21 protein-coding genes are annotated in these 23,336 nt (G+C 73.5%); 8 read left to right on the top strand and 13 right to left on the bottom strand.

Annotated elements, in window-relative coordinates:
• Window positions 1-299: 299 nt before the first annotated feature.
• On the bottom strand, window positions 300-1,250 hold the full coding sequence (locus tag ACPXCB_RS05200) for a diacylglycerol/lipid kinase family protein (protein WP_425872656.1): 951 nt from the start codon (window positions 1,248-1,250) through the stop codon (window positions 300-302).
• 43 nt (window positions 1,251-1,293) lie between these two features.
• Here ACPXCB_RS05200 and ACPXCB_RS05195 point away from each other — a divergent pair, with 43 nt between their 5' ends.
• Window positions 1,294-1,683 carry a hypothetical protein gene (locus ACPXCB_RS05195; RefSeq protein ID WP_425872654.1) on the top strand — a complete coding sequence of 130 codons (390 nt, stop codon included), beginning with the start codon at window positions 1,294-1,296 and terminating at the stop codon, window positions 1,681-1,683.
• Between the two features lie 42 nt (window positions 1,684-1,725).
• On the opposite strand, the gene ACPXCB_RS05190 is transcribed toward ACPXCB_RS05195, so the two are convergent.
• Together ACPXCB_RS05190 and sodN are read right to left on the bottom strand one after the other, a co-directional pair.
• Complete coding sequence (locus tag ACPXCB_RS05190) at window positions 1,726-2,133, bottom strand: ATP-binding protein (RefSeq protein ID WP_132231108.1); 408 nt, start codon at window positions 2,131-2,133, stop codon at window positions 1,726-1,728.
• Between the two features lie 199 nt (window positions 2,134-2,332).
• On the bottom strand, window positions 2,333-2,737 hold the full coding sequence (gene sodN, locus ACPXCB_RS05185) for a superoxide dismutase, Ni (RefSeq protein ID WP_425872652.1): 405 nt from the start codon (window positions 2,735-2,737) through the stop codon (window positions 2,333-2,335).
• Between the two features lie 86 nt (window positions 2,738-2,823).
• Between sodN and ACPXCB_RS05180 the strand changes: the two genes are divergently transcribed.
• The 3 genes from ACPXCB_RS05180 to ACPXCB_RS05170 all read left to right on the top strand — a co-directional run bounded on the left by ACPXCB_RS05180 (window position 2,824) and on the right by ACPXCB_RS05170 (window position 5,549).
• Window positions 2,824-3,174 carry a S24 family peptidase gene (locus ACPXCB_RS05180; RefSeq protein ID WP_151457052.1) on the top strand — a complete coding sequence of 117 codons (351 nt, stop codon included), beginning with the start codon at window positions 2,824-2,826 and terminating at the stop codon, window positions 3,172-3,174.
• Between the two features lie 141 nt (window positions 3,175-3,315).
• Window positions 3,316-4,491 carry an NAD(P)-dependent malic enzyme gene (locus ACPXCB_RS05175; protein WP_425872650.1) on the top strand — a complete coding sequence of 392 codons (1,176 nt, stop codon included), beginning with the start codon at window positions 3,316-3,318 and terminating at the stop codon, window positions 4,489-4,491.
• Between the two features lie 95 nt (window positions 4,492-4,586).
• Complete coding sequence (locus ACPXCB_RS05170; RefSeq protein WP_425872648.1) at window positions 4,587-5,549, top strand: zinc-binding dehydrogenase; 963 nt, start codon at window positions 4,587-4,589, stop codon at window positions 5,547-5,549.
• A gap of 117 nt (window positions 5,550-5,666) precedes the next feature.
• Here ACPXCB_RS05170 and ACPXCB_RS05165 read toward each other — a convergent pair whose 3' ends face one another.
• On the bottom strand, window positions 5,667-6,662 hold the full coding sequence (locus ACPXCB_RS05165; RefSeq protein WP_425872646.1) for an alpha/beta hydrolase family protein: 996 nt from the start codon (window positions 6,660-6,662) through the stop codon (window positions 5,667-5,669).
• A 318-nt stretch (window positions 6,663-6,980) separates the two neighbouring features.
• Window positions 6,981-7,871, bottom strand: a complete 891-nt coding sequence (locus ACPXCB_RS05160; RefSeq protein WP_425872644.1) for an alpha/beta hydrolase family protein — start codon at window positions 7,869-7,871, stop codon at window positions 6,981-6,983.
• Between the two features lie 158 nt (window positions 7,872-8,029).
• On the opposite strand from ACPXCB_RS05160, the gene ACPXCB_RS05155 reads away from it, so the two are divergent.
• Window positions 8,030-8,200, top strand: a complete 171-nt coding sequence (locus tag ACPXCB_RS05155) for a hypothetical protein (RefSeq protein WP_425872642.1) — start codon at window positions 8,030-8,032, stop codon at window positions 8,198-8,200.
• Window positions 8,201-8,358: 158 nt separating this feature from the next.
• Window positions 8,359-8,877: a hypothetical protein gene (locus tag ACPXCB_RS05150; RefSeq protein ID WP_425872640.1), complete on the top strand. Its 519-nt coding sequence runs from the start codon at window positions 8,359-8,361 to the stop codon at window positions 8,875-8,877.
• Between the two features lie 19 nt (window positions 8,878-8,896).
• Here the strand turns inward: ACPXCB_RS05150 and ACPXCB_RS05145 are convergent, their stop codons facing one another.
• Together ACPXCB_RS05145 and pta are read right to left on the bottom strand one after the other, a co-directional pair.
• Entirely contained in the window at window positions 8,897-10,048 is a 1,152-nt protein-coding gene (locus ACPXCB_RS05145) for an acetate/propionate family kinase (protein ID WP_425872638.1), read from the bottom strand.
• On the bottom strand, window positions 10,045-12,117 hold the full coding sequence (gene pta, locus ACPXCB_RS05140; RefSeq protein ID WP_425872636.1) for a phosphate acetyltransferase: 2,073 nt from the start codon (window positions 12,115-12,117) through the stop codon (window positions 10,045-10,047). The genes ACPXCB_RS05145 and pta overlap by 4 nt, the downstream gene beginning before the upstream one ends.
• A gap of 124 nt (window positions 12,118-12,241) precedes the next feature.
• Here pta and ACPXCB_RS05135 point away from each other — a divergent pair, with 124 nt between their 5' ends.
• Both ACPXCB_RS05135 and ACPXCB_RS05130 read left to right on the top strand, forming a co-directional pair.
• Window positions 12,242-13,012, top strand: a complete 771-nt coding sequence (locus ACPXCB_RS05135) for a hypothetical protein (RefSeq protein WP_425872634.1) — start codon at window positions 12,242-12,244, stop codon at window positions 13,010-13,012.
• On the top strand, window positions 13,005-15,200 hold the full coding sequence (locus tag ACPXCB_RS05130) for a bifunctional polysaccharide deacetylase/glycosyltransferase family 2 protein (protein ID WP_425872633.1): 2,196 nt from the start codon (window positions 13,005-13,007) through the stop codon (window positions 15,198-15,200). Before ACPXCB_RS05135 ends, ACPXCB_RS05130 begins: the two co-directional genes overlap by 8 nt.
• Before the next feature lie 93 nt (window positions 15,201-15,293).
• Here the strand turns inward: ACPXCB_RS05130 and ACPXCB_RS05125 are convergent, their stop codons facing one another.
• The 6 genes from ACPXCB_RS05125 to ACPXCB_RS05100 form a co-directional block, all read right to left on the bottom strand.
• Window positions 15,294-16,337, bottom strand: a complete 1,044-nt coding sequence (locus ACPXCB_RS05125; protein ID WP_425872631.1) for a glycoside hydrolase family 6 protein — start codon at window positions 16,335-16,337, stop codon at window positions 15,294-15,296.
• A 32-nt stretch (window positions 16,338-16,369) separates the two neighbouring features.
• A complete protein-coding gene (locus ACPXCB_RS05120) occupies window positions 16,370-16,549 on the bottom strand; it encodes a DUF6104 family protein (protein WP_151456601.1) in 180 nt (59 codons plus the stop codon).
• 137 nt (window positions 16,550-16,686) lie between these two features.
• Complete coding sequence (locus ACPXCB_RS05115) at window positions 16,687-20,436, bottom strand: multifunctional oxoglutarate decarboxylase/oxoglutarate dehydrogenase thiamine pyrophosphate-binding subunit/dihydrolipoyllysine-residue succinyltransferase subunit (protein WP_425872629.1); 3,750 nt, start codon at window positions 20,434-20,436, stop codon at window positions 16,687-16,689.
• Between the two features lie 280 nt (window positions 20,437-20,716).
• The gene (locus tag ACPXCB_RS05110; protein WP_425872627.1) at window positions 20,717-21,529 is read right to left on the bottom strand and encodes an ABC transporter permease; all 813 of its coding nucleotides are present in this window, start codon (window positions 21,527-21,529) and stop codon (window positions 20,717-20,719) included.
• Window positions 21,526-22,461 (bottom strand): ABC transporter ATP-binding protein, encoded by a 936-nt coding sequence (locus ACPXCB_RS05105; RefSeq protein ID WP_425872626.1) that lies wholly within the window; start codon window positions 22,459-22,461, stop codon window positions 21,526-21,528. The genes ACPXCB_RS05110 and ACPXCB_RS05105 overlap by 4 nt, the downstream gene beginning before the upstream one ends.
• Window positions 22,462-22,592: 131 nt before the next feature.
• Entirely contained in the window at window positions 22,593-23,252 is a 660-nt protein-coding gene (locus ACPXCB_RS05100) for a hypothetical protein (RefSeq protein ID WP_425872624.1), read from the bottom strand.
• Between the last annotated feature and the right edge of the window lie 84 nt (window positions 23,253-23,336).

Raw genomic sequence — 23,336 nt, 5'->3', positions numbered from 1 at the left:
GCTCAACCTGACGAGCCTATCCAAACAATGTCCCGGTAACTCAAGTTCGCTTGTGAATACTTTCACGAACGCCCGGGATGTCAAGGGTGACGCTCGGAAAAACTCCGGGCGGTGAGCAAGCCCACAACCCCTTTGTCCGGATTCCAGCGCCTTCCTGGTTACCCGGCGTACCACTGTCGAGGATCAATATAGTACAGTCCGCGTGACATTGCTGACATTTCCGGCACAGCCCCTCGGTGTGGCGGCCGTCGCATCGGTCCGGTGTCGCGGCCGCGTCGACCTAGGGCAGTACCCGAGACCTAGCAGATTACTCTCAGTGCGGCGGGAATGGATGTGAATCTGACTTTTTCCCGCTCGCCAAGGTAGTCGCCGTCGAGCTGGAACGCCTGCGGACGTGCCGAGACCAGGGTGAACTCCGCAACATCGTGCAGCCGCAGCACCTGGCGGCCGTGCGGATCCGGGGTGCGGGAGAAGAACTGCGTCACCGTCCGTGTCGTGCTGGCCACCCGGAGCTGCCGCAGGGCGAGCACGTCCAGGCCCAGATCGAACGACGCCTCCGGGTTCGGGTTGACCTCGCGGTCGCCCAGGTACGTCCACGGCGCGGTGTTCTGGATGATGACCGTCGCCAGCTCGCCCTCTGCCAGCTCGTCCGGGCGCTCCAGGCTGATCGCCGGATGGCGGCGGTCGGAGTTGAGGAAGTACTGGGCCGCGGTGGACCGGAAGTAGAGCGCGGGCGTCGAGACCCGGCCCCGCCGGCGGGCCCGCTCCACCCGGTGGATGACGGCCGCGTCGAGGCCGAAGCCCGCGCAGAAGGTGAAGTAGCGGTCGTCGGCCCGGCCGAGCCCGATCGTCCGGTACCGGCCCAGCCGCAGGCCCTCCAGGATCATGCTGGTCCCGTCCGGCCAGTCCCGGGGCAGGCCCAGCGCCCGCGCGAAGACGTTGGTCGAGCCCCCCGGCACGGTCGCCAGTGCGGGCAGCCGCTCGGCCGGCGTGGTGCTGGCGGGTATGGTCGGCGGCTGCGCCGCCATCAGGCCGTTGACGACCTCGTTGACCGTGCCGTCGCCACCGAGCGTCACGACGACGTCGACGCCCTCCTCGGCCGCCTCGCGCGCCAGGTCGGTCGCGTGCCCCCGTCGCCGGGTGTAGCGCACAGAAAGGTCGACTTCGCTGCGCAGCGCCCGGACCAGGACGTCCCGGCTGCGCTCGCTGGTGGTGGTGGCCTTCGGATTGACCACCAGGACGGCCCGCATGGGCGGCACTGTACCGCGCGCCGCCACGGGTATCGTGGCGCGCGTGACCATCGACTCCGACCCGATCCCCGCCACCCTCAGCTGGGCGGTCCGGCTGCTGCGGGCCGAGGGGGTCGCCGTGGGACTGGTCGCCGCGTGGCTGCTCTGGGCCGATCTCACCGCCACCACCACCGACCTCACGTCGGCGTTGCTCGTGACCGCGTTCGCCATCGGCGCGGCGGCGGCCCTCTGGGCGCTGGGCGGCGCGCTGGCGCGCCGGAAGGCGGGAGCCCGGGCCCCGGCGATCGTGCTCCAGCTGATGCTGCTGCCCATCGGCTGGTTCATGGTCCAGGGCGGGATGGGGTGGCTCGGCGTACCGCTGATGGCGCTCGGCCTCGGCATGACCGCTCTGCTGGTGAGCACCCCCACCACCCGGGCCCTCGGCTTCGAGTGACCCCGCCGGGCCCGCGCGGCCCGGCGCCGGGTGGGCGGCCGGTCAGTAGCCGGAGGCGCGGCGGGTGAGCAGCGAGATGGTGGCCCGGCCGTCGGAGGCCGTCGCGGCCGCCGCCGTGGTCAGCGCCGTGAGCACCTTCCAGGCGAAGGACGACTCGGCGGGGAGCGTGGCGCCACGGACCGTCGGCACGGTCACCTCCACGGTGAGCGCGTCGTCAGTGACCGCGAAGCGGCAGTCGAGCTCCGCGTCGCGGGTGGCGATGGCGAGCAGCATCGCGCACGCCTCGTCGACGGCGATGCGCAGGTCCTCGATCTCGTCGAGGGCGAACTGCAGCCGCGCCGCGAGCCCCGCGGTGGCGGTACGTAGCACCCCGAGGTAGCCCCCGTCCGCGGGCACGGTGAGGTGCACGACGTCGTCGTCGGTCGTCGGCTGCCCGGTCAGTTGAGTCACCACTCATCCCCCCGGTCGGGGACTCTACCCGCTCGGTCGCCCGAACGTGTGGGGACCGCCACGTGTGCCGCGGGAGCGGTCGGGGCGTCCCCGCTGAACCGGTGGGGAAACCACTCCTCCGCCAGCCCGTACGCCATGGCGACGACGGCCGGCACGTCCTCGGGACGTGCCGGCCGGATCGTCGGCGGACCGGTGAGGGTCACGCCTGCTTGGTCTCCCAGAAGATCTTGGAGATCTCGTCGATCTTCTGGAGCAGATCGTCGGCCTTGGACGGGTCGGTGCCGCCCTTCGCACCGGCGGCGCCGGCCAGCTTGGTGGCCTCGTTGAACAGCTGGTGCAGGTGCGGGTACTTCTCGAAGTGGGCCGGCTTGAAGTAGTCGGTCCACAGCACCCACAGGTGGTGCTTCACCAGGTCGGCGCGCTGCTCCTTGATCAGGATGGCGCGGGTGCGGAACTCGGGGTCGGTGTTGGCCTGGTACTTCTCGCAGATCGCCTTCACCGACTCGGCCTCGATCCGGGCCTGGGCCGGGTCGTAGACACCGCAGGGCAGGTCGCAGTGGGCGCTGGCGGTCACGCGGGGCGTAAGGATGCGCGGAAGTCGCATCAGGATCCTCCATGGGAAGTTTGCGATGATCCAAGACGACATTACTCCTGGACGCGCTCCGGGGAGGCCGGGTGGAGGGGAAACCAATGGGGACCGATCACCCGACGGTGGCCCCCCGGCTGCGGTGGCCGCTGACCGCCGTGCTGGTGACCGGTCCGTCCATGTCGCCCACGCTGCGGCACGGCGACGCGGTGCTGGTCCGCCCCGGCGGCCGGGCGGTCCGCCCCGGCGACGTCGTCGTCGCGGTCTTCCGCAGCCGCCCCGACCTGCTCGTGGTCAAGCGCGCGATCCGCGCCCAGGACGGCGGGTGGTGGCTGCGCGGCGACAACGACCTGGTCACCGACGACTCCAGGGCGTACGGGGTGGCTGACGTGCGTGGTCGCGTGGTGGCCCGCTACTGGCCCCGGCCCGCGCGGGTGCGCCCACAACGGATATGACCCCGCTCACACCGGTGTGACGGTGGCGACACTATGCTCCAGACGTGCCCGGGTGACCCCCGCACCGCGTGCCGCCCGCTCGGCGCCTCACCTCGCGTCCGCGCCGGCCGCCCCGTCTGCTCGACAGATCCTGGAGTCACCATGTCATCGTCCACCGTGGACCCCGCTGATCCCGTCTTCCGGCTGCACCGGGGCGGCAAGATGGCCGTCGCCTCGACCGTTCCGCTGACCAGCCGCGAGGACCTCTCCCTCGCGTACACCCCGGGCGTGGCCCGGGTCTGCGAGGCGATCGCCGCCGACCCGACGCTCGCCGACGACTACACCTGGGCGGCGCACACCGTCGCGGTCGTCACCGACGGCTCGGCCGTACTCGGGCTCGGCAACATCGGCCCGCGCGCGGCGCTGCCGGTGATGGAGGGCAAGGCGGTGCTGTTCAAGCAGTTCGGCGGCGTCGACGCGGTGCCGGTCTGCCTTGACACCCAGGACGTCGACGAGATCGTGGCCGTGGTGCGGGCGCTGGCCCCGTCGTTCGGCGGGATCAACCTGGAGGACATCAGCGCCCCGCGCTGCTTCGAGGTGGAGCGCCGCCTGGACGAGGCCCTGGACATCCCGGTCTTCCACGACGACCAGCACGGCACCGCGATCGTCGTGCTCGCCGCCCTGCGCAACGCCGCCAGGCTGCTCGACCGCAAGCTCGGCGACCTGCGGGTGACGGTCAGCGGCGCCGGCGCGGCCGGGGTCGCGGTGACGAAGATGCTGATCGCCGGCGGCGTGAACCCCGACCAGGTGGTCGTCTGCGACTCCAAGGGGATCATCGGGCGGCACCGGCCCGAACTGACCGGCACCAAGGCCGAGCTGGCGGCGGCCACCAACGCCGACGGTCGCGAGGGCGACATCACCGAGGCGCTGCGCGACGCGGACGTGCTGATCGGCGTCTCGGGCGGGCAGATCCCCGAGGCGGCGGTCGCCGGCATGGCCCCCGGCGGCATCGTCTTCGCCCTGGCGAACCCGACGCCCGAGGTGCACCCGGAGGTGGCCGCCCGGCACGTGGCGGTCGTCGCCACCGGCCGCAGCGACTACCCGAACCAGATCAACAACGTGCTGGCCTTCCCGGGTGTGTTCCGGGGCGCGCTGGACGCCAAGGCCACCCGGATCACCGAGGGGATGAAGGTCGCCGCCGCCGACGCGATCGCCGGCGTGGTGGCCGAGTCGCTCACCGCCGAGGCGATCGTCCCGTCCCCGCTCGATCCCCGGGTCGCCCCCGCGGTGGCCGAGGCGGTCGCCGAGGCCGCCCGCCGCGACGGCGTCACCCGCTGACGGTGCAAGGAAGGGCCCCTTCCTATCGCCTGAGCGATAGGAAGGGGCCCTTCCTTGCGTCGGTGCCCTTCTTGCCGGGGGCTCGGCTTGTTACCGTGCCGATCATGCGTGCCGCCTTCGTCTCCCGCTTCGACGACGCCAACCCGCTCGCCGCGCTCACCGTCGGCGAGCAGCCCGAGCCGACCCACTCGGCCGACGACTGGGTGACCGTGCAGGTGCGGGCCAGCTCCCTCAACCACCACGACCTCTGGTCCCTGCGGGGGGTGGGGCTGCGCGCCGAGCAGCTGCCCATGATCCTCGGCTGCGACGCCGTCGGGGTGGACCCGGACGGCAACGAGGTCGTCGTCTACCCGGTGATCCCCACCCCGGGCGACCCGCGCGGCGTCTCCATCCTCTCGGAGCACTTCCCCGGCACGCTGGCCGAGCGGGTCGCCGTACCCCGGTCGAACCTGCTGGCCCTGCCGGCGGGCCTGGCGGCGGCGGACGCGGCCTGCCTGCCGACCGCCTGGCTGACCGCGTGGCGGATGCTGACCACCGTGGGCCGGGTCGGCGACGCCGACGCCGTGCTGGTCCAGGGCGCCGGCGGGGGCGTGGCCACCGCGGCCGTCGCGCTCGCCGCCGCGATGGGCAAACGGGTGTACGCGACCAGCCGCGACGCCGCCAAGCGGGAACGGATCGTCGAACTGGGCGCCACCGCCGTCGAGCCCGGCGCCCGGCTGCCGGAGCGGGTCGACGTGGTCGTCGAGACGGTCGGGGCGGCCACCTTCGACCACTCGCTGAAGTCCGCCGCGCCGATGGCCCGGATCGTGGTCTCCGGCGCCACCGCCGGGCACGAGCCGAAGGTCAACCTGCGCCGGGTCTTCGCCATGCAGCTGGAGATCCTGGGCACCTCGATGGGCACCCCCGACGAGCTGGCCGCCCTGCTCGCGTTCTGCGCCGAGCGCGGCGTGCGCCCGGTGGTGGACTCCGTGCTCCCGTTCAGCGAGGTCGCCGACGCCTTCGCCCGCCTGCACTCCGGCGACGTCTTCGGCAAGGTCGTCGTCGACCACACCGCCTGAGGCCCGCCGTCGCCGGGGAGCCCGCGACGAGCGGGCCCCCGGCCACCGTCGGAGTCGCCCGGGGGCCGCGACGAGCGGGCCCCGGGTGGCCTCCCCGGTCGGGGAGGCGACCGTCGGTCAGAGGCGGTTGTCGAGGGTGGCGAGGTCGTCGCGGGCGGCGTCGGTGGGGATGCGGCCCTTGGCGGCCTGGTCGCCGTAGAGCGACCAGCGCAGGAACTCGACCGTGGTGTCCGAGACCACCCGCAGCGAGGCGCCGTCGCTGAGCAGCGCCCGACCGTGGTCGCCCTTCGGCAGGCTCAGCATCGCCTTCGGCCAGGGCACCCTGTCGTAGGCGGCCTTGCCGGCGGCGTACTCGACCACCTCGTCGGCCTCGCCGTGCACGAAGAGCTGCGGGGCGGCGGCGCCCGCGAAGGTGGTGCCGACGCCGAGCGCCGTGCCGGCGAAGACGACCCCGGCGTCCAGCCGTTCGTCCCGGCCGGCGGTGAACAGGCCGATGGTGGTCACCCCGCCGGCCGAGTGCCCGGCCGCCGCCACCCGGTCCGTGGCCAGCCGGCCGCGCAGCGGGTCGCCGGCCTTGCCGTCGAGGGCGAGCACCTGGGTCAGCACGTACGACACGTCGGCCGGCTGGTTGAGCACGTCGAGCACGTTGCCGTCGCCACCCCGGGCGGTGTGCGGGAAGGTCGGCGCGGCCACCACGAACCCGGCCGCCGTCCAGCGGGTGAGCAGCGTCTCGTAGTCGGCCGGCCGGGCGCTCAACCCGTGGCTGAACATCACCACGGGGAACTTCCCCGTGGCGGCGTCCGCCGCCCGCTCCGGCTGCCCGCCGGGCTTTCCGGCCGCCGGGTACCAGACGGTCACCGGCAGCGGGCGCTTCCCGTCGCGGTTCAGCTTCAGCTGCCGTACGCCGACGGCGAAGGCCTTGTCGGGTGCGGTGCCGGCGGGCACCTGCGGGGTGGGGCCGGCCGCCTGTGCGGGCGGCGCCGAGGCCGTCACCTGCGGGGCCGCCTGGGAGCCTGCCGCCCGCGGGGCCGGCCCGGCGTCGTCGGAGCAGCCGACCAGACCGGCGGTGAGCAGTGCGGAGGCGAGCAGGGCGGGGGTGACACGACGGGGCATGGGAACGATTGTGCCTCGCGGCGCGCCCCGCTCCGCCGCAGACCGCCGCAGACCGCTGCGCTGCCCGCGCCCGGGCTGCTGGCGGTGCCCCGGTGATCAGGACGCCATGGACGTTATCCGGTGGTTTTAGGGTCCATGGCGTCCTGATCACCGTTGGTTGGCGCACCAGCCCGCTCCCCTGATGAGTAGTTCCCGGGGCCGCTCCGGCAACCAGGCGGGGACTGGTCGGGCTTCGAGCGGCGGCCTGGGCCGGGCTCGACTGGGAGATGGCCACGCGCCGGGTCGCGACTCCTGGCTCCGGGCGTCCGCTCGGGAGGGTCAGCGGGCGGGGCGGGTCTCGTACGCCGTCACGCCGGGGCGGCGGGCGTCGCCGGGCAGCCGGCGGCCGGCGGCCGGGTCGCCGTAGAGCGTCCAGCGGAGGAAGTCCGTGGTCGTGGCCAGGACCTGGTCGAAGCCGGGCAGCCCCGGGGTGAGGTACTCGCCGTGGCCCTGTCCGAGCAGGCTCAGGAAGGCGGTGGGGCCGGTCGTGCGCTGGTATGCGGCGCGGCCGACCGTCGCCGGCACGATCTTGTCCGCCGTACCGTGCACGAAGAGCAGCGGGGCCGCCGGCCCGGCGAAGCTGCCGGCCGTTCCGCCGCCGGCGATCACGATGCCGGCGCGCAGCCGCCCCGAGCGCCCGGAGGTGAACATGCCGGCCGTGGTGAAGCCGCCCGCCGAGTGGCCGGCGGCGGCGACCCGGGTGACGTCGAGGTGCCCGGCGAGCGGGTCTCCGGCCCGGGCGTCGAGCCGCGTCAGGTGCCGGATCAGTCGCCAGCCGTCGGCCGGCTGGTGGCGTACGTCGGCACGGCTGAACCGGGCCGCGCCGCGCCGGGTGTGCGGGTAGGCCGGGGCGGCGACCACGAACCCGGCGGCGGCCCAGCGCGCGGTCAGCCCGGCGTGCAGCTCGGGCAGGCTGTGCAGCCCGTGGCTGTAGACCACCACGGGGAAGCGGCCGGCGGCCACCGCGTCGCCCTCCGCCGGGTACCAGACGGTCACCGGCAGGGGGCGCGCCGAGGTCGGGTCGACGGTGAACGTGCGTACGCCGACGGCGTAGGCGGCCACGGGCGCCGGACGGGCCGGCGGCGGTGTGCCGGGCGCGGCTGCTCCCGCCGGGGCGCAACCGGCCAGCAGCGTCGTCATCAGTACGGCGACCAGCCGCTTTGTCCCCACGGATTCACGGTAGGTGCCCGGCGGCCCCGACCGGCCCCGCCGTCCGGACCGGACGCCCCCGCCACCCGGCCGGATCGTCTCCACCGGCCGGCTGGACCTGACCCCGGGAGGCGCGCCGGGGACGGCGGCGCGCAACCGGCTTGGCTAGGGTCACCGCCATGCCTGAGAACCGCACAGACCCGAGCGGCAACACCGAGGCGTTCCGCGCCTACGCCCACACCGCCGAGCCCGAGGCGCCAGCCGGCGCGTCCCGGACGCCGCTGCTCGTCGGCGCGGCGGCGGCCGCGGTCGTACTGGTCGCCCTGCTCGCCTGGCTCGCGCTGGGCTGAGTGGCGTGGAGCCGCCTGGAGGGCCTGAGCCGGGCGCGGGGGAGCCGCCGACGGGAAGCCCGGAGCCGGCGGCGGGCCCGGGGCGCGTTCCGGGGCGGTGGCGGAGGCTCCGCTCCGGTCTTCGCGGCATCCACCGGGGCAGTGCCGTCCTCGGCCTGGTGCTGCTGCTCGCGGGCCTGACGAACGCGGTGGCCACCGGGGCGTACAAGTGGCACCTGCACGCCAAGGCGGAGCGGCTACGGGCGGACGGCGTGCCGGTACGGGCGACCGTGAGCGACCGCCGCGACACCGTCGGACGCGGCGGTGGCACCGACACCGTCCAGGTCTGGTACGAGTACGGCGGCGTCCAGCACAACGAGCGCATCCTCTGCGGCTCGGCCGGCGGCTGTGCCGAGGAACCCCCGGAGGAGATGATGCTCTGGGTCGATCCGGAGCGGCCGGCGGAGTTCGTGGCCGCCAACGGCAACACCGACGACTCGGTCTTCTTCCTCAACTCCTGGGGCGGCATCCCGTTCGGGCTGCTGGGTGCGGCGTTGGGCGGGGGTTTCCTCTTCGCGGCCCTCGTTCCGACGGGGATGTTCGACCGGCCCGCCCCCGCACCGCCCCGGCGGGGCCGGGGGCGCGACCGCGTCCGGCGCACCCGGGCCGCCAGGCGACGCGGAAAGGCCCGCCGCTGAGGCCGACGGTCGGCATGGCTCAGCCGGCGGCCTCGATGACGGCCCGGGTCTGGAGGGCGATCTCGCGCTCCTCGTCGGTGCCGACGACGCAGACGGTCACCTCGGCGCCCTCCGGCGAGACGACCCGGTCGCCGGAGCCGGCGTTGCGCTCGGGGTCCACCGCGATGCCGAGCCGGTCCAGGCCGGCCAGGGCGGCGGCGCGGACCGGCGCGGCGTGCTCGCCGACGCCGGCGGTGAAGGTGACGGCGTCCACCCGGCCGAGCAGCGCGTAGTACGCCCCCACGTAGCCGGTGATCCGCCGGCAGTAGACGTCGAAGGCGAGCACCGCCGCCGGGTCGCCATCCGCCCGGCGGGCGAGCACCTCGCGCATGTCGTTGGCGCCGGTCAGCCCGAGCAGGCCGCTGCGGTGGTTGAGCAGGTCGTCGATCTCGTCGACGGAGAGCCCGCCCTCGCGGCGCAGGTGGAAGATCACGGTCGGGTCCAGGTCGCCGCTGCGGGTGCCCATCACCAGGCCCTCCAGCGGGGACATCCCCATCGAGGTCGCCACGCTCCGGCCGCCGGCCACCGCGCAGGCGCTCGCGCCGTTGCCGAGGTGCAGGGTGATCGTGTTCACCTCGGCGTACGGGCGGCCGAGCAGCTCGGCGGTGCGCCGCGACACGTACGCGTGCGAGGTGCCGTGGAACCCGTAGCGCCGGATGCCGTACCGCTCGGCGGTGTCCCGCTCGATCGCGTAGGTCGCGGCGGCCTCGGGCAGGGTGGTGTGGAACGCGGTGTCGAAGACGGCGACCTGCGGCACGTCCGGCAGCGCCGCCCGGGCGACCTCGATGCCGGCCAGGTTGGCGGGGTTGTGCAGCGGCGCGAGCGGGACCAGGTCGCGGATCGCGGCCAGCACCGCGTCGTCGATCAGCACCGGCTCGCCGAACCGCTTCCCGCCGTGCACCACCCGGTGCCCGACGGCGGCCAGCCCGGTGAGGTCCAGCCCGTCGAGGATGTCCCGGACGGCCGTCTCGTGGTCGGCCGGGCCGCCGCCGGCCTCGCCGATCCGCTCCACGGTGCCCTTGTCGACCACCCGGTCGCCGTCGAAGAGCCGGAACTTCACCGACGACGACCCGCAGTTGAGGACGAGGACGCGACCCGCCGGGCGGTCCTGCGGGGCGGCGGGACCGCTCATGACGACTCCTCGGTGGCCGCGGCCTGGATGGCGGTGATCGCCACGGTGTTGACGATGTCCGGCACGGTGGCGCCCCGGGACAGGTCGTTGACCGGCCGGCGCAGGCCCTGCATCACCGGCCCGACGGCCACCGCCCCGGCGGAGCGCTGCACCGCCTTGTACGTGTTGTTGCCGGTGTTGAGGTCCGGGAAGATGAAGACCGTGGCCCGGCCGGCGACGTCGCTGCCGGGCAGCTTCGTCGCCGCCACGGCCGGGTCGATGGCCGCGTCGTACTGGATGGGCCCCTCGACGAGCAGGTCGGGCCGGCGCTCGCGGACCAGCTTGGTGGCCGCCGCGACCTTCTCCACGTCGGCGCCCGCCCCCGAGCTGCCGGTGGAGTAGGAGAGCATCGCGATCCGGGGCTCGATGCCGAACCGGGCGGCGGTGTCGGCCGAGGAGATGGCGATGTCGGCGAGTTGGGCGGCGTCCGGGTCGGGGTTGACGGCGCAGTCGCCGTAGACCAGCACCCGGTCGGCGAGCAGCATGAAGAAGACGCTGGAGGCCACCGAGACGCCCGGCACGTTCCGGATGATCTCGAACGCGGGACGGATGGTGGCGGCGGTGGTGTGCGTCGCGCCGGAGACCATCCCGTCGGCGTGCCCCGTCTGGACCATCAGCGTGCCGAAGTAGTTCGGCTGGGCGACGATGTCGTGGGCCAGGTCGGGGGTCATGCCGCGGTGCGCGCGAAGCTCGGCGTACGTGGTGGCGAACTCGTCGCGCCACTCGCTGGCGACGGGGTCGACCACCTGGGCGCCGGTGATGTCGATGCCCAGCTCGCGGGTGCGCCGCGCGACGTCGTCGGGGCGGCCGAGCAGGGTGATGTCGGCGACGCCCCGGCGCAGCAGGATCTCCGTCGCCCGCAGGATCCGTTCCTCCGCCCCCTCGGGCAGCACGAGGTGCCGGCGTCGCGCCCGGGCCCGGTCGATCAGGTCGTACTCGAACATCAGCGGGGTGACCCGCTCGGAGCGGCTGACCCGCAGCCGGCGGGCCAGGTCGTCGGTGTCCACGCAGCGTTCGAACGCGCCGAGCGCGGCCTCCACCTTGCGCGGGTTGGTCGCGCTGGGTCGCCCCTCGATCCGGCTGGACGCGGCCACGGTGTCGTAGCTGTCGCTGGGCACGGAGAGCACCGCGAGCCCGGTGTTGAGGCCCTCGACCAGCCGCATCGCGCGCGGGTCGGGCTGCTCGCCGAGGGTCAGCACCAGCCCCGAGACGGAGACCTGCCCGGCCACGTGCGCGGCGCTCGCCGCCACCAGCAGGTCGGCCCGGTCGCCGGGGGTGATCACCAGGGCGCCGTCGGTCAGGTGGTCCAGCAGCGTCGGCACGTGCGCCGCGCCCACCACGTAGTCGAGCACGTCGCGGCTGAGCGCGTCGTCGTCCCCGGCGAGCAGGGTGGCGCCGAGCGCCGCCGCCACCTCGGCCACCGTCGGCGCCGACACGGTCGGCACCTCCGGGATGGCGTACGTGGGCACGGGCAGCTCGGGCAGCGTCATCGGGCCGGGGACCCGGTTGGCGATCACCGCCAGCACCGTCGCCCCCAGGTCCTCCAGATCGTGGTACGCCCCGCGCGCGGCGGCCGCGATCGCCGCCGGCTCCTGCCCGAAGCCGTCGACGACGGGCACCACCACGCTGCCGAACTCGGTGGCCAGCCGGGCGTTGAAGGCCAGCTCGCGGGGGCCGGCCCCGTCGCCGCCGTCGGCGAAGTCGCTGCCGACCACGACCACGGCGGGGCAACGCCGCTCGATCTCCCGGTAGCGCTCGACGATGCCGGCGATGAGCTGCTCCCGCCGCCCGTCGGCGACCAGGGCGGTCGCCTCGGCGTAGCTGGTGCCGCTCAGGTCGGCCAGCGGAAGCTCGATCCGGTAGCGGTCACTGAGCAGGGCGAGGATCGGGTCGGGGCCGTGCCCCCGGACCAGCGGCCGGAACGCGCCGATCCGCTCGACCTGCCGGGACAACAACTCGGCCAGGCCGAGGGCGATGGTCGACTTCCCGCCGCCCGAACCCACGCTGGTCACGTACACGCTTCGGGCCACGCCCCCACGCTACAAGATCGTGGAGGTGCCCGCCGCGATCCAAACCCTGAGCAGGCAGGATGCTCGTCTCACTCCGCCGGCGGGGTGGCCGGTACCGACGCCGACGTTCCTAGACTCGCTACCCATGCCCGACCGTTCCGCCGCAGCTCAGGCGGCCATTGACAGTCCGACCGTCGTCCAGGCGACGACTGTCGGGCCAGCCGTCGTGCCGGCCGGTACCGACGCCCCGACGGTCGCCCACGCGCCGGTCGAGGCGCCGACGGCGCCGCTGTCGGCGGTGGACGCTCCGACGGTCGGGTCGGCGGCGGACGCTACGGCGGCGGACGTTCCGACGGTCGGGTCGGCGGTGGACGCCCGGCCGGGGGCCGACGCTCCGACCGCCGTCCACGCCGTCCCGCCCCCGCTCGCGCCGGTCTTCGTCGACCCGAGCGGGCGACGCCGGCGGCGCTGGCAGCGGCTCGCGTACGCCCTCGGGTTGGTCGGCGTGGCGTACACCGTCCTGGTCGGGGCGAGCTTCGCCGGGGGACCGGTGAGCCCGGAGAACGTCCTGCCCTTCGTCGAGTCCACCCGACGGCCCTGGAGCCCGCCTCCGGCGCCCGCCAGCACGCCCGCCACCCCTGAGCCGACCGTCGGGCGGCCCGCGCCGGCCGTGCCCGGTGGCCGGCCGACCCCGGGCACCCCGTCGGCGCCCCGGTCGTCCCCGCCCCCGGCGCAAGCACCCGCCAGCACACCACCCGCCCCCGGGCGCACCACCCCGCCGCCGGTCTCACGGCCACCCGCGACCACCCCACCCGCCCCGCCGGCCTCCGAGCCGCCACCCGCGGAACCGTCCCCGGACATCGACCTGCCGCTGCCGCTGCCGCCCGTTTCCGGGGAACCGGTCGACGATGCCTGACCGCTTCCGTCCGCGCACGCCCCGGACGACCGCCCGCCGCCACGGCCGGGTCCGGCGGGTCGCGCCGCCGCCCAGCTGGACCGTGCTCGGCATGCTGCTCGTCGTCCTGGCCGGCGTGCTCTTCGTCGGGGCGTACGCGGACGCCGCCTTCGTGCCCGAGCGCCAGCCGGCCGGCGCCGGCCAGGACCGGGTGCCCGACGAGGTGGTGAACGGCGGACCGATCATCAGCGCCGGGGACGAGCGGACCCGTTCCTACCGGCTGCCGCCCCGCACCGTCTCGCTGACCTTCGACGACGGCCCGGATCCGAACTGGACCCGCGAGGTGCTCCGGGTGCTGGACGCCCACCAGGTCAACGCCACCTTCTTCGTGCTGGGGGCGCAGGTCGCCCGGCATCCCGAGCTGGTCCGGGAGATGTCGGCGGCCGGGCACGAGATCGGGGTGCACACCTTCACCCATCCCGACCTGACCGCCATGCCGGGCTGGCGGCGCCGCATGGAGTACGCCCAGACCCAGCTCGCGGTCGCGGGCGCGGCGGGGATCCGGAGCTCGCTGGTGCGGTTCCCGTACTCCTCGCACGCCGACGCGCTGAACGACCGGGACTGGCCCCTGGTCACCGAGGCCGGCGACCTGGGCTACCTGACGGTGCTCAACGACACCGACAGCCGGGACTGGGCGCTGCCGGGCGTCGAGCGGATCGTCGAGAACGTCACACCGTCCGGGTACGCGGGCGCGATCACGCTGTGGCACGACGCCGGCGGCGACCGCGCGCAGACCGTCGAGGCGCTGGACCGGTTCATCCCGTTGATGAAGGCGCGCGGTTACCAGTTCGCCACCGTCACGGGCGGGCTGAACCAGGCGTTGGCCGACGCGGGGGTGCGGCACGAGGTGACCGGCAATCCGACCGCCTCCGCCGGGGAGCGGTGGCGGGGGCGGGTGCTGGTCTGGGCGGTGCGGGGCGCGGACCGGACGATGAGCGGCTTCGGGCTGATCTTCGTCGCCGTCGGGGTGCTCACGGTCGGGCGTACCGCGCTGCTCTTCCTGCTCGCCGGTCGGCACGCCCGGCGGCGGCGGGCCCGCGACTGGACCTGGGGGCCGCCGGTCACCGACCCGGTGTCGGTGATCGTCCCGGCGTACAACGAGAAGGAGGGGATCGCGGCGGCGGTCCGGTCGCTGGCCACCGGCGACCATCCCGGGGGGATCGAGGTCGTCGTCGTCGACGACGGCTCCACCGACGGCACCGCCGACATCGCCGAGGGGCTCGGCCTGCCGAACGTCCGGGTGGTCCGCAAGCCCAACGGCGGCAAGCCGAGCGCGTTGAACACCGGCGTCGCGCTGGCCCGGCACGACCTGATCGTGATGGTCGACGGCGACACCGTCCTCGAACCGGACTCCGTCCGGCGGCTGGTGCAGCCGTTCGCCGACCCGCAGGTGGGCGCGGTGGCCGGCAACGTCAAGGTGGGCAACCGGGACAGCCTGATCGCCAAGTGGCAGCACATCGAGTACGTGATCGGCTTCAACCTCGACCGCCGCCTCTACGAGTCGATGCGCTGCATGTCGACGGTGCCGGGGGCGATCGGCGGCTTCCGGCGGCAGGCGCTGGTGTACGCCGGCGGGATGACCGACGACACCCTGGCCGAGGACACCGACATCACCATGGCGCTGGGCCGGGCCGGCTGGAAGGTGGTGTACGAGGAGACGGCGCGCGCCTGGACCGAGGCGCCGGCGACGATGGGGCAGCTGTGGAAGCAGCGCTACCGGTGGAGCTACGGCACCATGCAGGCGATGTGGAAGCACCGGCGGTCCCTGCTCGACCGGGGCGCGTCCGGCCGGTTCACCCGCCGCTGCCTGGCCTTCCTCAGCCTCTTCGGGGTGCTGCTGCCCCTGCTGGCACCGGTGATCGACCTGCTGGCCCTGTACGGGTTGTTCTTCCTGGACCGCACCGCCACGGCGGTGGCCTGGCTGGCCATGCTCGGGTTGCAGACGCTGACCGCCGTGGTGGCGTTCCGGCTGGACCGGGAGAAGCTGGGCGTGCTGTGGGTGCTGCCACTCCAGCAGTTCGTCTACCGGCAACTGATGTACCTGGTGATGCTCCAATCGGTGGTCACCGCGTTGACCGGCGGCCGGCTGGGCTGGCAGAAGTTGCGGCGCACCGGCCTGGCACCGGCGGAACGCGGCGGCACGGCCTGACCGGAGCCGCCGGCCAGGCCGACCGGCTTGGCGGGGCTGAGCGGCCGGGCGGCGGGGCTGGCCGGCCGACCTGCCCAGGTCGGCCGGGTCCGGTCAGCCGGCGCGGCGGGCCAGACCGAGGGCGTACTCGGGCCACCAGACGCCGCTGTCCGGCTCCCCGGGGCGGCAGGCGCCGTCGGACTCGCCCGGGTACTTGACCCAGAGCAGCGCGTCCACCCGGGGCAGGCCGGGGGCGGCCGTCGGCTCCTGCCCGAGCGCCCGTCCCGGCGGATTGCACCAGCTGGGCGCGCCGTCCACCGTGGCACCCGCGTGGGGGCCGTTGCCGTTGCGGCTGGTGTCGACGACGAAGCGGGTGCCGCCGCCGAGGGCGTCGGAGATGCGGTGGCCGTAGCGGACGTTCTGCGCGGTGCCGAAGAAGTTGGCCACGTTGAGCGCGAAGCCGTCGGCCTCGCCGACCCCCGCCCGGTCGAGCGCCGCCGTGAGCGCGGCGACGTCGGAGATCCAGCCGGGGTGCCCCGCGTCCACGTAGACCCGGGCGCTGCCGGTGCTGCGGAGCACGGTGACGGCGTCCCGCAGCAGCGCGAGCCGCCCGTCGGGGTCGCGGACGCAGCCCTGTACGGCGTCCGGCACCGCCCCCGGTTCGAGGACCACGGTGACCGGCCGACCCCCGACGCCCGCCGCGAGGTCGCGGATCCAGCGCTGGTACTCCGCCGGCCCGCCGGCCCCGCCGGTGCCCTGTCGGGCGCAGTCGCGGTCCGGGATGTTGTGTACGACCAGCACCGGCGTCTGGCCGGCGAGCGCCGCCTGCCCCAGGAACGCGTCCACCTCGTCGCGGACCGCCGGCCCGCCGGTCAGCCACTTCGCGCTGGGCCGCGTGCCGATCCGGCGCAGCGCCGCCGCGTCGGCGGTCCGGCCCAGCGCCTCCCGCCGGTCAGCCTCCGCCTCCGCCGGGTTCCCCGGGGCGACGTAGAAGAGCGGGGGCGGTGCCGCCGCCGGGGGCCCGGTGGCGCTCCCCGGCACCGGTCCGGGGCGTCGGGGTTCCGCGCCGCAGCCCGAGAGCAGCAGCGCCACGGCGGCGCCCGCCGCCAGGGCCGACCGGCGTACGGGCGCGTGCCGGGGGCGGTTCGGTGACGGCACCGGGGACGTCCGTTCCTCCGGGGTGGTCCGGCTCAGTCCTCGTCCTCGTCGTCCAGGCGGGCGAGCCAGGTGGCGAAGCGCTCGATCGGGGTCTCGAACTCGGGGTTCAGGTCCACGAAGTCGCGTAGGCGCTCGCCGAGCCACTCCATGCTGACCTGTTCGCCGCCCCGGCGCTCGACGAGCTCCTCGATTCCACGGTCGGTGAAGTACATGCTGTCGGTTCCCTCTTCGTCGCTGTGCTGGGTGGGCCGTGGTGCCGCCGGGGCCTGCCGGCGGCGGGGGCCGGGACGCCGACCGGGGCAGAGCCGTCGTCGTGACGGTCCCTGCCCCGGTCGGCGGTGCTGTCAGGTCACGGGCGGGGCAGGGCCGCCTCGATCAGCGCGGTCTGCTCGACCTCGTGCATCTTCGCCGAGCCGACGGCCGGGGCGGCGGCGGCCGGGCGGGAGATCCGGCGCAGCCGTACGTCCGACAGGTGCTCCAGCAGGTTGAGCGCGACGAACGACCAGGCACCCTGGTTGGCCGGCTCCTCCTGCACCCAGGCGAAGTCCTCCGCGTTCGGGTACGCCGCGAGGGCGGCCCGGATCTCCTCGACCGGCATCGGGTAGAGCTGCTCGATCCGGATGATCGCGGTGTCGGTGACGCCCCGCTCGGCGCGGGCCTGGAACAGGTCGTAGTAGACCTTGCCCGAGCAGAGCAGCACCCGCTTCACCTGCTCCGGCGCCGGCGAGCCCGAGTCGGGCAGCACCGGCTGGAAGGTGCCGGTGGTGAAGTCCTCGACGGGCGAGACGCAGAGCTTGTGCCGCAGCAGCGACTTCGGCGTGAACACCACCAGCGGCTTGCGCTTCGGCGACAGCGCCTGGCGGCGCAGCAGGTGGAAGTAGTTCGCCGGGGTGGTCGGGATGGACACCCGCATGTTGTCCTCGGCGCACATCTGGAGGAACCGCTCCGGGCGGCCGGAGGTGTGGTCCGGGCCCTGGCCCTCGTGGCCGTGCGGCAGCAGCAGGGTGACGGCGGAGCGCTGGCCCCACTTCACCTCGCCGGAGGAGATGAACTCGTCGATCACCGACTGCGCGCCGTTGACGAAGTCGCCGAACTGCGCCTCCCAGGCGACCAGCGCGTTGATGTTCTCCACCGAGTAGCCGTACTCGAAGCCCATCGCCGCGTACTCGCTGAGCAGGGAGTCGTGCACGAAGAACCGGGACCGCTCGCCGTCGCCGGTCAGCGACTGCAACGGCAGGTAGTCGTCGCCGGTCTGTGCGTCGACCACGGAGGCGTGCCGCTGGACGAAGGTGCCCCGGCGGGAGTCCTGACCGGCGAGCCGGACGGTGACCCCGTCGTGCAGCAGCGAGCCGAACGCGATGATCTCGCCGAAGCCCCAGTCGATGTTGCCCTCGGCGGACATCTTGGCCCGCCGGTCGAGCAGCTGCTGGATCCGCTTGTGCGGGGTGAAGCCCTCCGGCAGGTTGACGTGCGCCTCGCCGACGGCCCTGACGACGGAGGCGTCCGTGGCGGTCTCCACCTGCGGCTCCGGCTCGTCGTCCCGCTTGGGGCGGCTGAGCTGCCGCGGCGTGGTGGCCGCGTCGCGGGTGGCCTTGAAGACCCGCTCGAGCTGCGACTGGTAGTCGCGCAGCAGCTCCTCCGCGTCCTCCACGGTGATGTCGCCGCGCCCGATCAGCTCCTCGGTGTAGAGCTTCCGGACGGACCGCTTCGAGTCGATGATCTTGTACATCTGCGGGTTGGACATCGACGGGTCGTCGCCCTCGTTGTGCCCGCGCCGGCGGTAGCAGACCATGTCGATGACGACGTCCTTGTTGAACTCCTGCCGGTACTCGAAGGCCAGCCGGGCGACCCGGACCACGGCCTCGGGGTCGTCGCCGTTGACGTGGAAGATCGGCGCCTGGATCATCCGCGCGACGTCGGTGCTGTAGAGGCTGGAGCGGCTGTACTCCGGGGCGGTGGTGAAGCCGACCTGGTTGTTGACCACCACGTGGACGGTGCCGCCCGTGCGGTAGCCGCGCAGCTGCGAGAGGTTGAGGGTCTCGGCGACCACGCCCTGGCCGGCGAAGGCGGCGTCACCGTGCACCGCCAGCGGCAGCACGGTGTAGCCCTCCAGCTTGAGGTCTATCCGGTCCTGCTTGGCCCGGACGATGCCCTCCAGCACCGGGTCGACGGCCTCCAGGTGCGACGGGTTCGCCACCACCGAGACCTTGACCGCGTGGTCGCCGGCCGGCGTGGTGAACTTGCCGTTCTGGCCCAGGTGGTACTTCACGTCGCCGGAGCCCTGGGTGGAGCGCGGGTCCAGGTGCCCCTCGAACTCCGAGAAGATCTTCTCGTACGGCTTGCCGACGATGTTGGCCAGCACGTTCAGCCGGCCACGGTGGGCCATGCCGATGACGACCTCGTCCAGCCCGCCCTCGGCGGAGGCCTCCAGCACCTCGCCGAGCAGCGGGATCAGCGACTCGCCGCCCTCCAGCGAGAAGCGCTTCTGCCCGACGTACTTGGTCTGGAGGAAGGTCTCGAACGCCTCGGCGGCGTTGAGCCGGTTGAGCACGTGCTTCTGCTCGTCGGCCGACGGCTTCTCGTACTTGCGCTCGATCCGTTCCTGGATCCAGCGCCGCTCCTCCGGGTCCTGGATGTGCATGTACTCGATGCCGACGCGCCGGCAGTACGAGTCGCGCAGCACGCCCAGGACGGCGCGCAGCTTCATCCGCTGCTTGCCGGCGAAGCCGTTGACCGGGAACTCGCGGTCGAGGTCCCAGAGGGTCAGCCCGTGCTGGAGCACGTCCAGGTCGGGGTGCTTGCGGATCTTGAACTCGAGCGGGTCGGTGTCGGCCATCAGGTGGCCGCGCACGCGGTACGCGTGGATCAGCTCGTGCACCCGGGCGGTCTTGTTGATCTGGCCCTCGTTGTTGACCGCGACGTCGCGCATCCAGCGCACCGGCTCGTACGGGATGCGCAGCGAGGTGAAGATCTGGTCGTAGAAGCTGTGCTCGCCGAGCAGCAGCTCGTGCATGACCTTCAGGAACTCGCCGGACTGGGCGCCCTGGATGATCCGGTGGTCGTACGTGCTGGTGAGGGTGATGACCTTGCTGACGGCCAGCTCGGCCAGGGTGGCCTCGGACATGCCCTGGTAGGGGGCCGGGTACTCCATCGCGCCGACGCCGATGATGGCGCTCTGCCCCTGCATGAGCCGCGGCATCGAGTGCACGGTGCCGATGCCGCCGGGGTTGGTCAGCGAGATCGTGGTGCCGGAGTAGTCGTCCATGGTCAGCTCGTTGCGGCGGGCGCGCCGGACCACGTCCTCGTACGCCTGCCAGAACTGCCGGAAGTCCATCTGCTCGCAGGCCTTGATGGAGGGGACCACCAGGTTGCGGCTGCCGTCCGGCTTGGCCAGGTCGATCGCGATGCCCAGGTTGACGTGCTCCGGCCGGACCATGACCGGCTTGCCGTCGACCTCGGCGAAGGAGTTGTTCATCTCCGGGTGGGCGACCAGGGCGCGGACCATCGCGTACCCGATGAGGTGGGTGAAGCTGACCTTGCCACCGCGCCCACGGGTGAGGTGGTTGTTGATCACGATGCGGTTGTCGACCAGCAGCTTGGCCGGGACGGCGCGCACGCTGGTGGCGGTCGGCACGGCCAGCGAGGCGTCCATGTTCTGGACGATCTTCGCAGCCACGCCGCGTAGCGGGGTGGTCTGCGGGCCGGTGGCGGTCGGCTTGGTGGCCGCGGGCTTGGCGGGGGCCGCCTTCGCGGGCGCCGGCTTGGCCGGGGCGGCCTTGGCTGCGGGCTTCTCCGGCCTGGTCTCCGGCTTGGCCTCGGGCTTCTTCTCCGCCGGCTTCTTCTCCGCCGGCTGCGCGACCGCGGTGGCCGCCTCCTGCTGGCCGGCGGGCTCCGGCTTGGCGGCCGGCTTCGGGGCCTGCTCAGTTCCGCGCGGCTTCCCGGCGCCGGGCGCCGGGCGGTAGTCCGCGAAGAAGTCGTGCCAGGCCGAATCGACGCTGGTGGGGTCGGCGAGGTAGCGCTGGTACATCTCCTCGACGATCCACTCGTTCGGACCGAAACCCGCCAGTGGGTTCTCCTGCGAAGTCTGCTGGGTCGACACGGCCGGTAATCGCCTCTTTCACGCGGGTTTGTGTGTCACGCGGTGTCCGGTGTCGCCCTGCCTTCGAGCGCACACGAGACGGCTCCCAGGCTACGCCGTACGGATGCCACAGGCATTTCCGCCTCCGACCCGTGGCCCGTTTCACAGAAGATGCCAGAAGTTCACCAAACGCTGCGTGTGCGGCCGGCTGCTGGTAAGGCCCGATGTGGTGGCCGGCCCCATGTCGTACGGCGGTGGGGGTGGTGCCGGGCACCACCCCCACCGCCTTCGCCCGGACGCGTCAGGAGATGTCGCGCCGCCGGGTGATGAGCACGCCGACGACCCCGCTCACCACCGCGTAGCCGATCAGCACGAGCGCGCCGACCCACCAGGCGGGGGTGTAGTCCGTCTGGCCCTCGCTGACCATCACGGTCGAGGCGATGGCGGGCCAGATCACCTGCCACTTGACGACGGCCTCGCTGTTCAGCAGGTTCGACAGCAGCATGAAGAGCAGCCCCACCACCTGCGTGCCGACGAGGTAGAGCACCGCGGCGGTGATCACCGCGCCGAGCTGGTTGGTGATCAGCGTGCCGATGCCGATGCCGAGGACCGTCCAGATCGCGTACGCCAGCAGGTTGAGCAGCAGCGCCCGCTGCACGGCCCACTCGCCGAGCAGGGTGCCGTGGCCGTTGGCCGACAGGAACACCGCCCCGGCGGCCAGGTCGATCAGCGTGGTCACCAGCCAGAAGCCGATGCCCAGCAGGCTGGCCGCGACCAGCTTGCTGAGGATCACCGACGTGCGCCGCGGCGTGGCCAGGAACGTGGTGGTCGCCGTCTGGTGGAAGAACTCGTTGGTGACCATCAGGATGCCGATGAGCATCACGAACATCAGGCCCAGGTACTGCCCGGAGGTGTACAGGTTGGCGGCCTGTGCCGCCGCGGAGGCCTGGTCGCCGGTGACGCCCAGTTCCTCGGCGTTGCCGTTCAACGTCTCGTTGGCGACCCAGGCGTTGAAGGCGAAGGCCAACGCGATCGACAGGAACGCGGCGATGGCCAGCCACCACCACGTGCTGGTGGTACGGATCTTGAGAAGCTCGGACCGGACGAGGTTCATCGGATGCCCGCCTTTCCGGCCGTCAGCTCCAGGAAGACCCGTTCCAGGTCGGGCCGTTCCGTGGTCAGTTCGTGCAGTTCGACGCCCGCCGTCAGGGCGATCCGCCCCACGGTCGGGGCGTCCACCCCGCCCACCAGCAGGACGCCGTGCTCGTCGCGGTCGACGGTGGCCGGCCCCTCCTTGAGGGCGGCGGTCAGCACGTCGGCCTGCGGGGTGCGGACCCGTACCCGGATGCCCTGCGCCATCGAGCCGATCACCTGCTCGACCGTGCCCTGCCGGACCAGCTGCCCGGCCGCGATGATCACCACGTCGTCGGCGAGCAGCTGCATCTCCGACAGCAGGTGGCTGGAGACCAGCACCGTGCGGCCCTCGTGCGCGAGGTTCTTGAGGAAGCCGCGCATCCACCGGATGCCCTCCGGGTCGAGCCCGTTGGCGGGCTCGTCGAGGATCAGCACCCGGGGGTCGCCGAGCATCCCGGCGGCGATGCCGAGCCGCTGCTTCATGCCCAGCGAGTAGCCCTTGAACTTGCGCTTCGCCGCCGGGGTGAGCCCGACCTGGGCCAGCACCTCGTCGGCCCGGTGCTTCGGCAGGCCGGCCGCCGCGGCGATCACCCGCAGGTGGTTGATGCCGGTGCGGCCCTTGTGCGCGCTGGACGCCTCCAGCACGGCGCCGACGTGCCGTAGCGGGTCGGTCAGGTCGGCGTAGCGCCGCCCGCTGATGGTCGCCGTCCCGCTGGTCGGCGTGACCAGGTTCAGCAGCATCCGCAGCGTGGTCGTCTTGCCGGCGCCGTTGGGGCCGAGGAAGCCGGTCACCCGCCCCGGTTGGACGGTGAACGACAGATCGTTGACGGCCCGGACGTTCTTGTACTGCTTCGTCAGGCCGGACACCACGATCTGACCGTCACCGGTGGGGCTTCTCTGCCCGTCAGTCATTGCTCTCCTTCGTGCGGTGGCGTCGGGGTACGCCGTGACACAGCGTGGCGGGCGGGCGCAACCAGGTCAATCAGGCGCACTTCCGAGATCCACCTCCGCCTCAGGCAGGAGGCCCTCATCCCCAGGAACGATTATCCGATGTCGTCCGCGACGGCGATCCAGGTTGCCCGGGCCCAGGCCAGGAGGGCGCCGTCGGGGGCGTACAGGCTGGTGTGCACGAGCGCCTTGCGGCCCTCGCCGCCGACCGTGACACCGGTCACCACGCACTCGTCGCCCGGCTCCGGCAGCGCCGCGACCACCGCCGCGATCCGGCCCAGGACGTACGGCCGGCCGGGGGCGATCACGGCCCAGCCGCCGGGGCAGTCCAGCGCGGCCCAGACGGTGGCGGTCGTGACCGACCCGGGCACCCGGAACGGCGCGGCGGTGCGGCCGTCCGGCAGCCGCCCCGGAAAGATCCGCAGCCCGTCGGCGCGGTCCGGGCCGCAGACGTAGCAGCCCGGGAAGGGGTGGTCGACCAGCCCGGGGTACGCCGCCGAGGCGGCCCGCGCGACCGGCAGGTCCACCGGCGGCACCACCGCCCGGGGGTCCTCCGTGGGGCGGACCTGGGCGACGAGGTGGCCCTGCGGGTCGCGGACCTCGCCGTCGACGAGAGTGAGCGGGGTCTCCAGCGGGGGCGGGCGACGCAGCGTCACCTCGACCGGCCCGGGGCCGGCGGCACCGGCGAGGACCCCGGCGCTCCAGCCGCCGTTGCCTGAGCCGGGCGGCCCGTTGAAACGCGACTCGATGATCATGAGACACCTCCGACCGCGACGCCCGGCCCCGTCGCCGGTGCGCCCCGGCAGCCTCGCACGTCGCGGCCCACCACCGGCACGGGC

Source organism: Micromonospora sp. DT62, from assembly GCF_049847285.1.
Taxonomy (GTDB): domain Bacteria; phylum Actinomycetota; class Actinomycetes; order Mycobacteriales; family Micromonosporaceae; genus Micromonospora; species Micromonospora reichwaldensis.
Note: the sequence above shows the minus strand (reverse complement) of the source record. Positions and strands in the feature narration are given on the sequence as shown.

Bases quoted from the DNA above. Each gene is read 5' to 3' on its own strand.
- ACPXCB_RS05200 (WP_425872656.1), bottom strand. From the start codon at position 1,250: ATGCGGGCCGTCCTGGTGGTCAATCCGAAGGCCACCACCACCAGCGAG.
- sodN (WP_425872652.1), bottom strand. From the start codon at position 2,737: ATGCGACTTCCGCGCATCCTTACGCCCCGCGTGACCGCCAGCGCCCAC.
- ACPXCB_RS05180 (WP_151457052.1), top strand. From the start codon at position 2,824: ATGGGGACCGATCACCCGACGGTGGCCCCCCGGCTGCGGTGGCCGCTG.
- ACPXCB_RS05175 (WP_425872650.1), top strand. From the start codon at position 3,316: ATGTCATCGTCCACCGTGGACCCCGCTGATCCCGTCTTCCGGCTGCAC.
- ACPXCB_RS05165 (WP_425872646.1), bottom strand. From the start codon at position 6,662: ATGCCCCGTCGTGTCACCCCCGCCCTGCTCGCCTCCGCACTGCTCACC.
- ACPXCB_RS05155 (WP_425872642.1), top strand. From the start codon at position 8,030: ATGCCTGAGAACCGCACAGACCCGAGCGGCAACACCGAGGCGTTCCGC.
- ACPXCB_RS05145 (WP_425872638.1), bottom strand. From the start codon at position 10,048: ATGAGCGGTCCCGCCGCCCCGCAGGACCGCCCGGCGGGTCGCGTCCTC.
- ACPXCB_RS05135 (WP_425872634.1), top strand. From the start codon at position 12,242: ATGCCCGACCGTTCCGCCGCAGCTCAGGCGGCCATTGACAGTCCGACC.
- ACPXCB_RS05130 (WP_425872633.1), top strand. From the start codon at position 13,005: ATGCCTGACCGCTTCCGTCCGCGCACGCCCCGGACGACCGCCCGCCGC.
- ACPXCB_RS05120 (WP_151456601.1), bottom strand. From the start codon at position 16,549: ATGTACTTCACCGACCGTGGAATCGAGGAGCTCGTCGAGCGCCGGGGC.
- ACPXCB_RS05110 (WP_425872627.1), bottom strand. From the start codon at position 21,529: ATGAACCTCGTCCGGTCCGAGCTTCTCAAGATCCGTACCACCAGCACG.
- ACPXCB_RS05105 (WP_425872626.1), bottom strand. From the start codon at position 22,461: ATGACTGACGGGCAGAGAAGCCCCACCGGTGACGGTCAGATCGTGGTG.
- ACPXCB_RS05100 (WP_425872624.1), bottom strand. From the start codon at position 23,252: ATGATCATCGAGTCGCGTTTCAACGGGCCGCCCGGCTCAGGCAACGGC.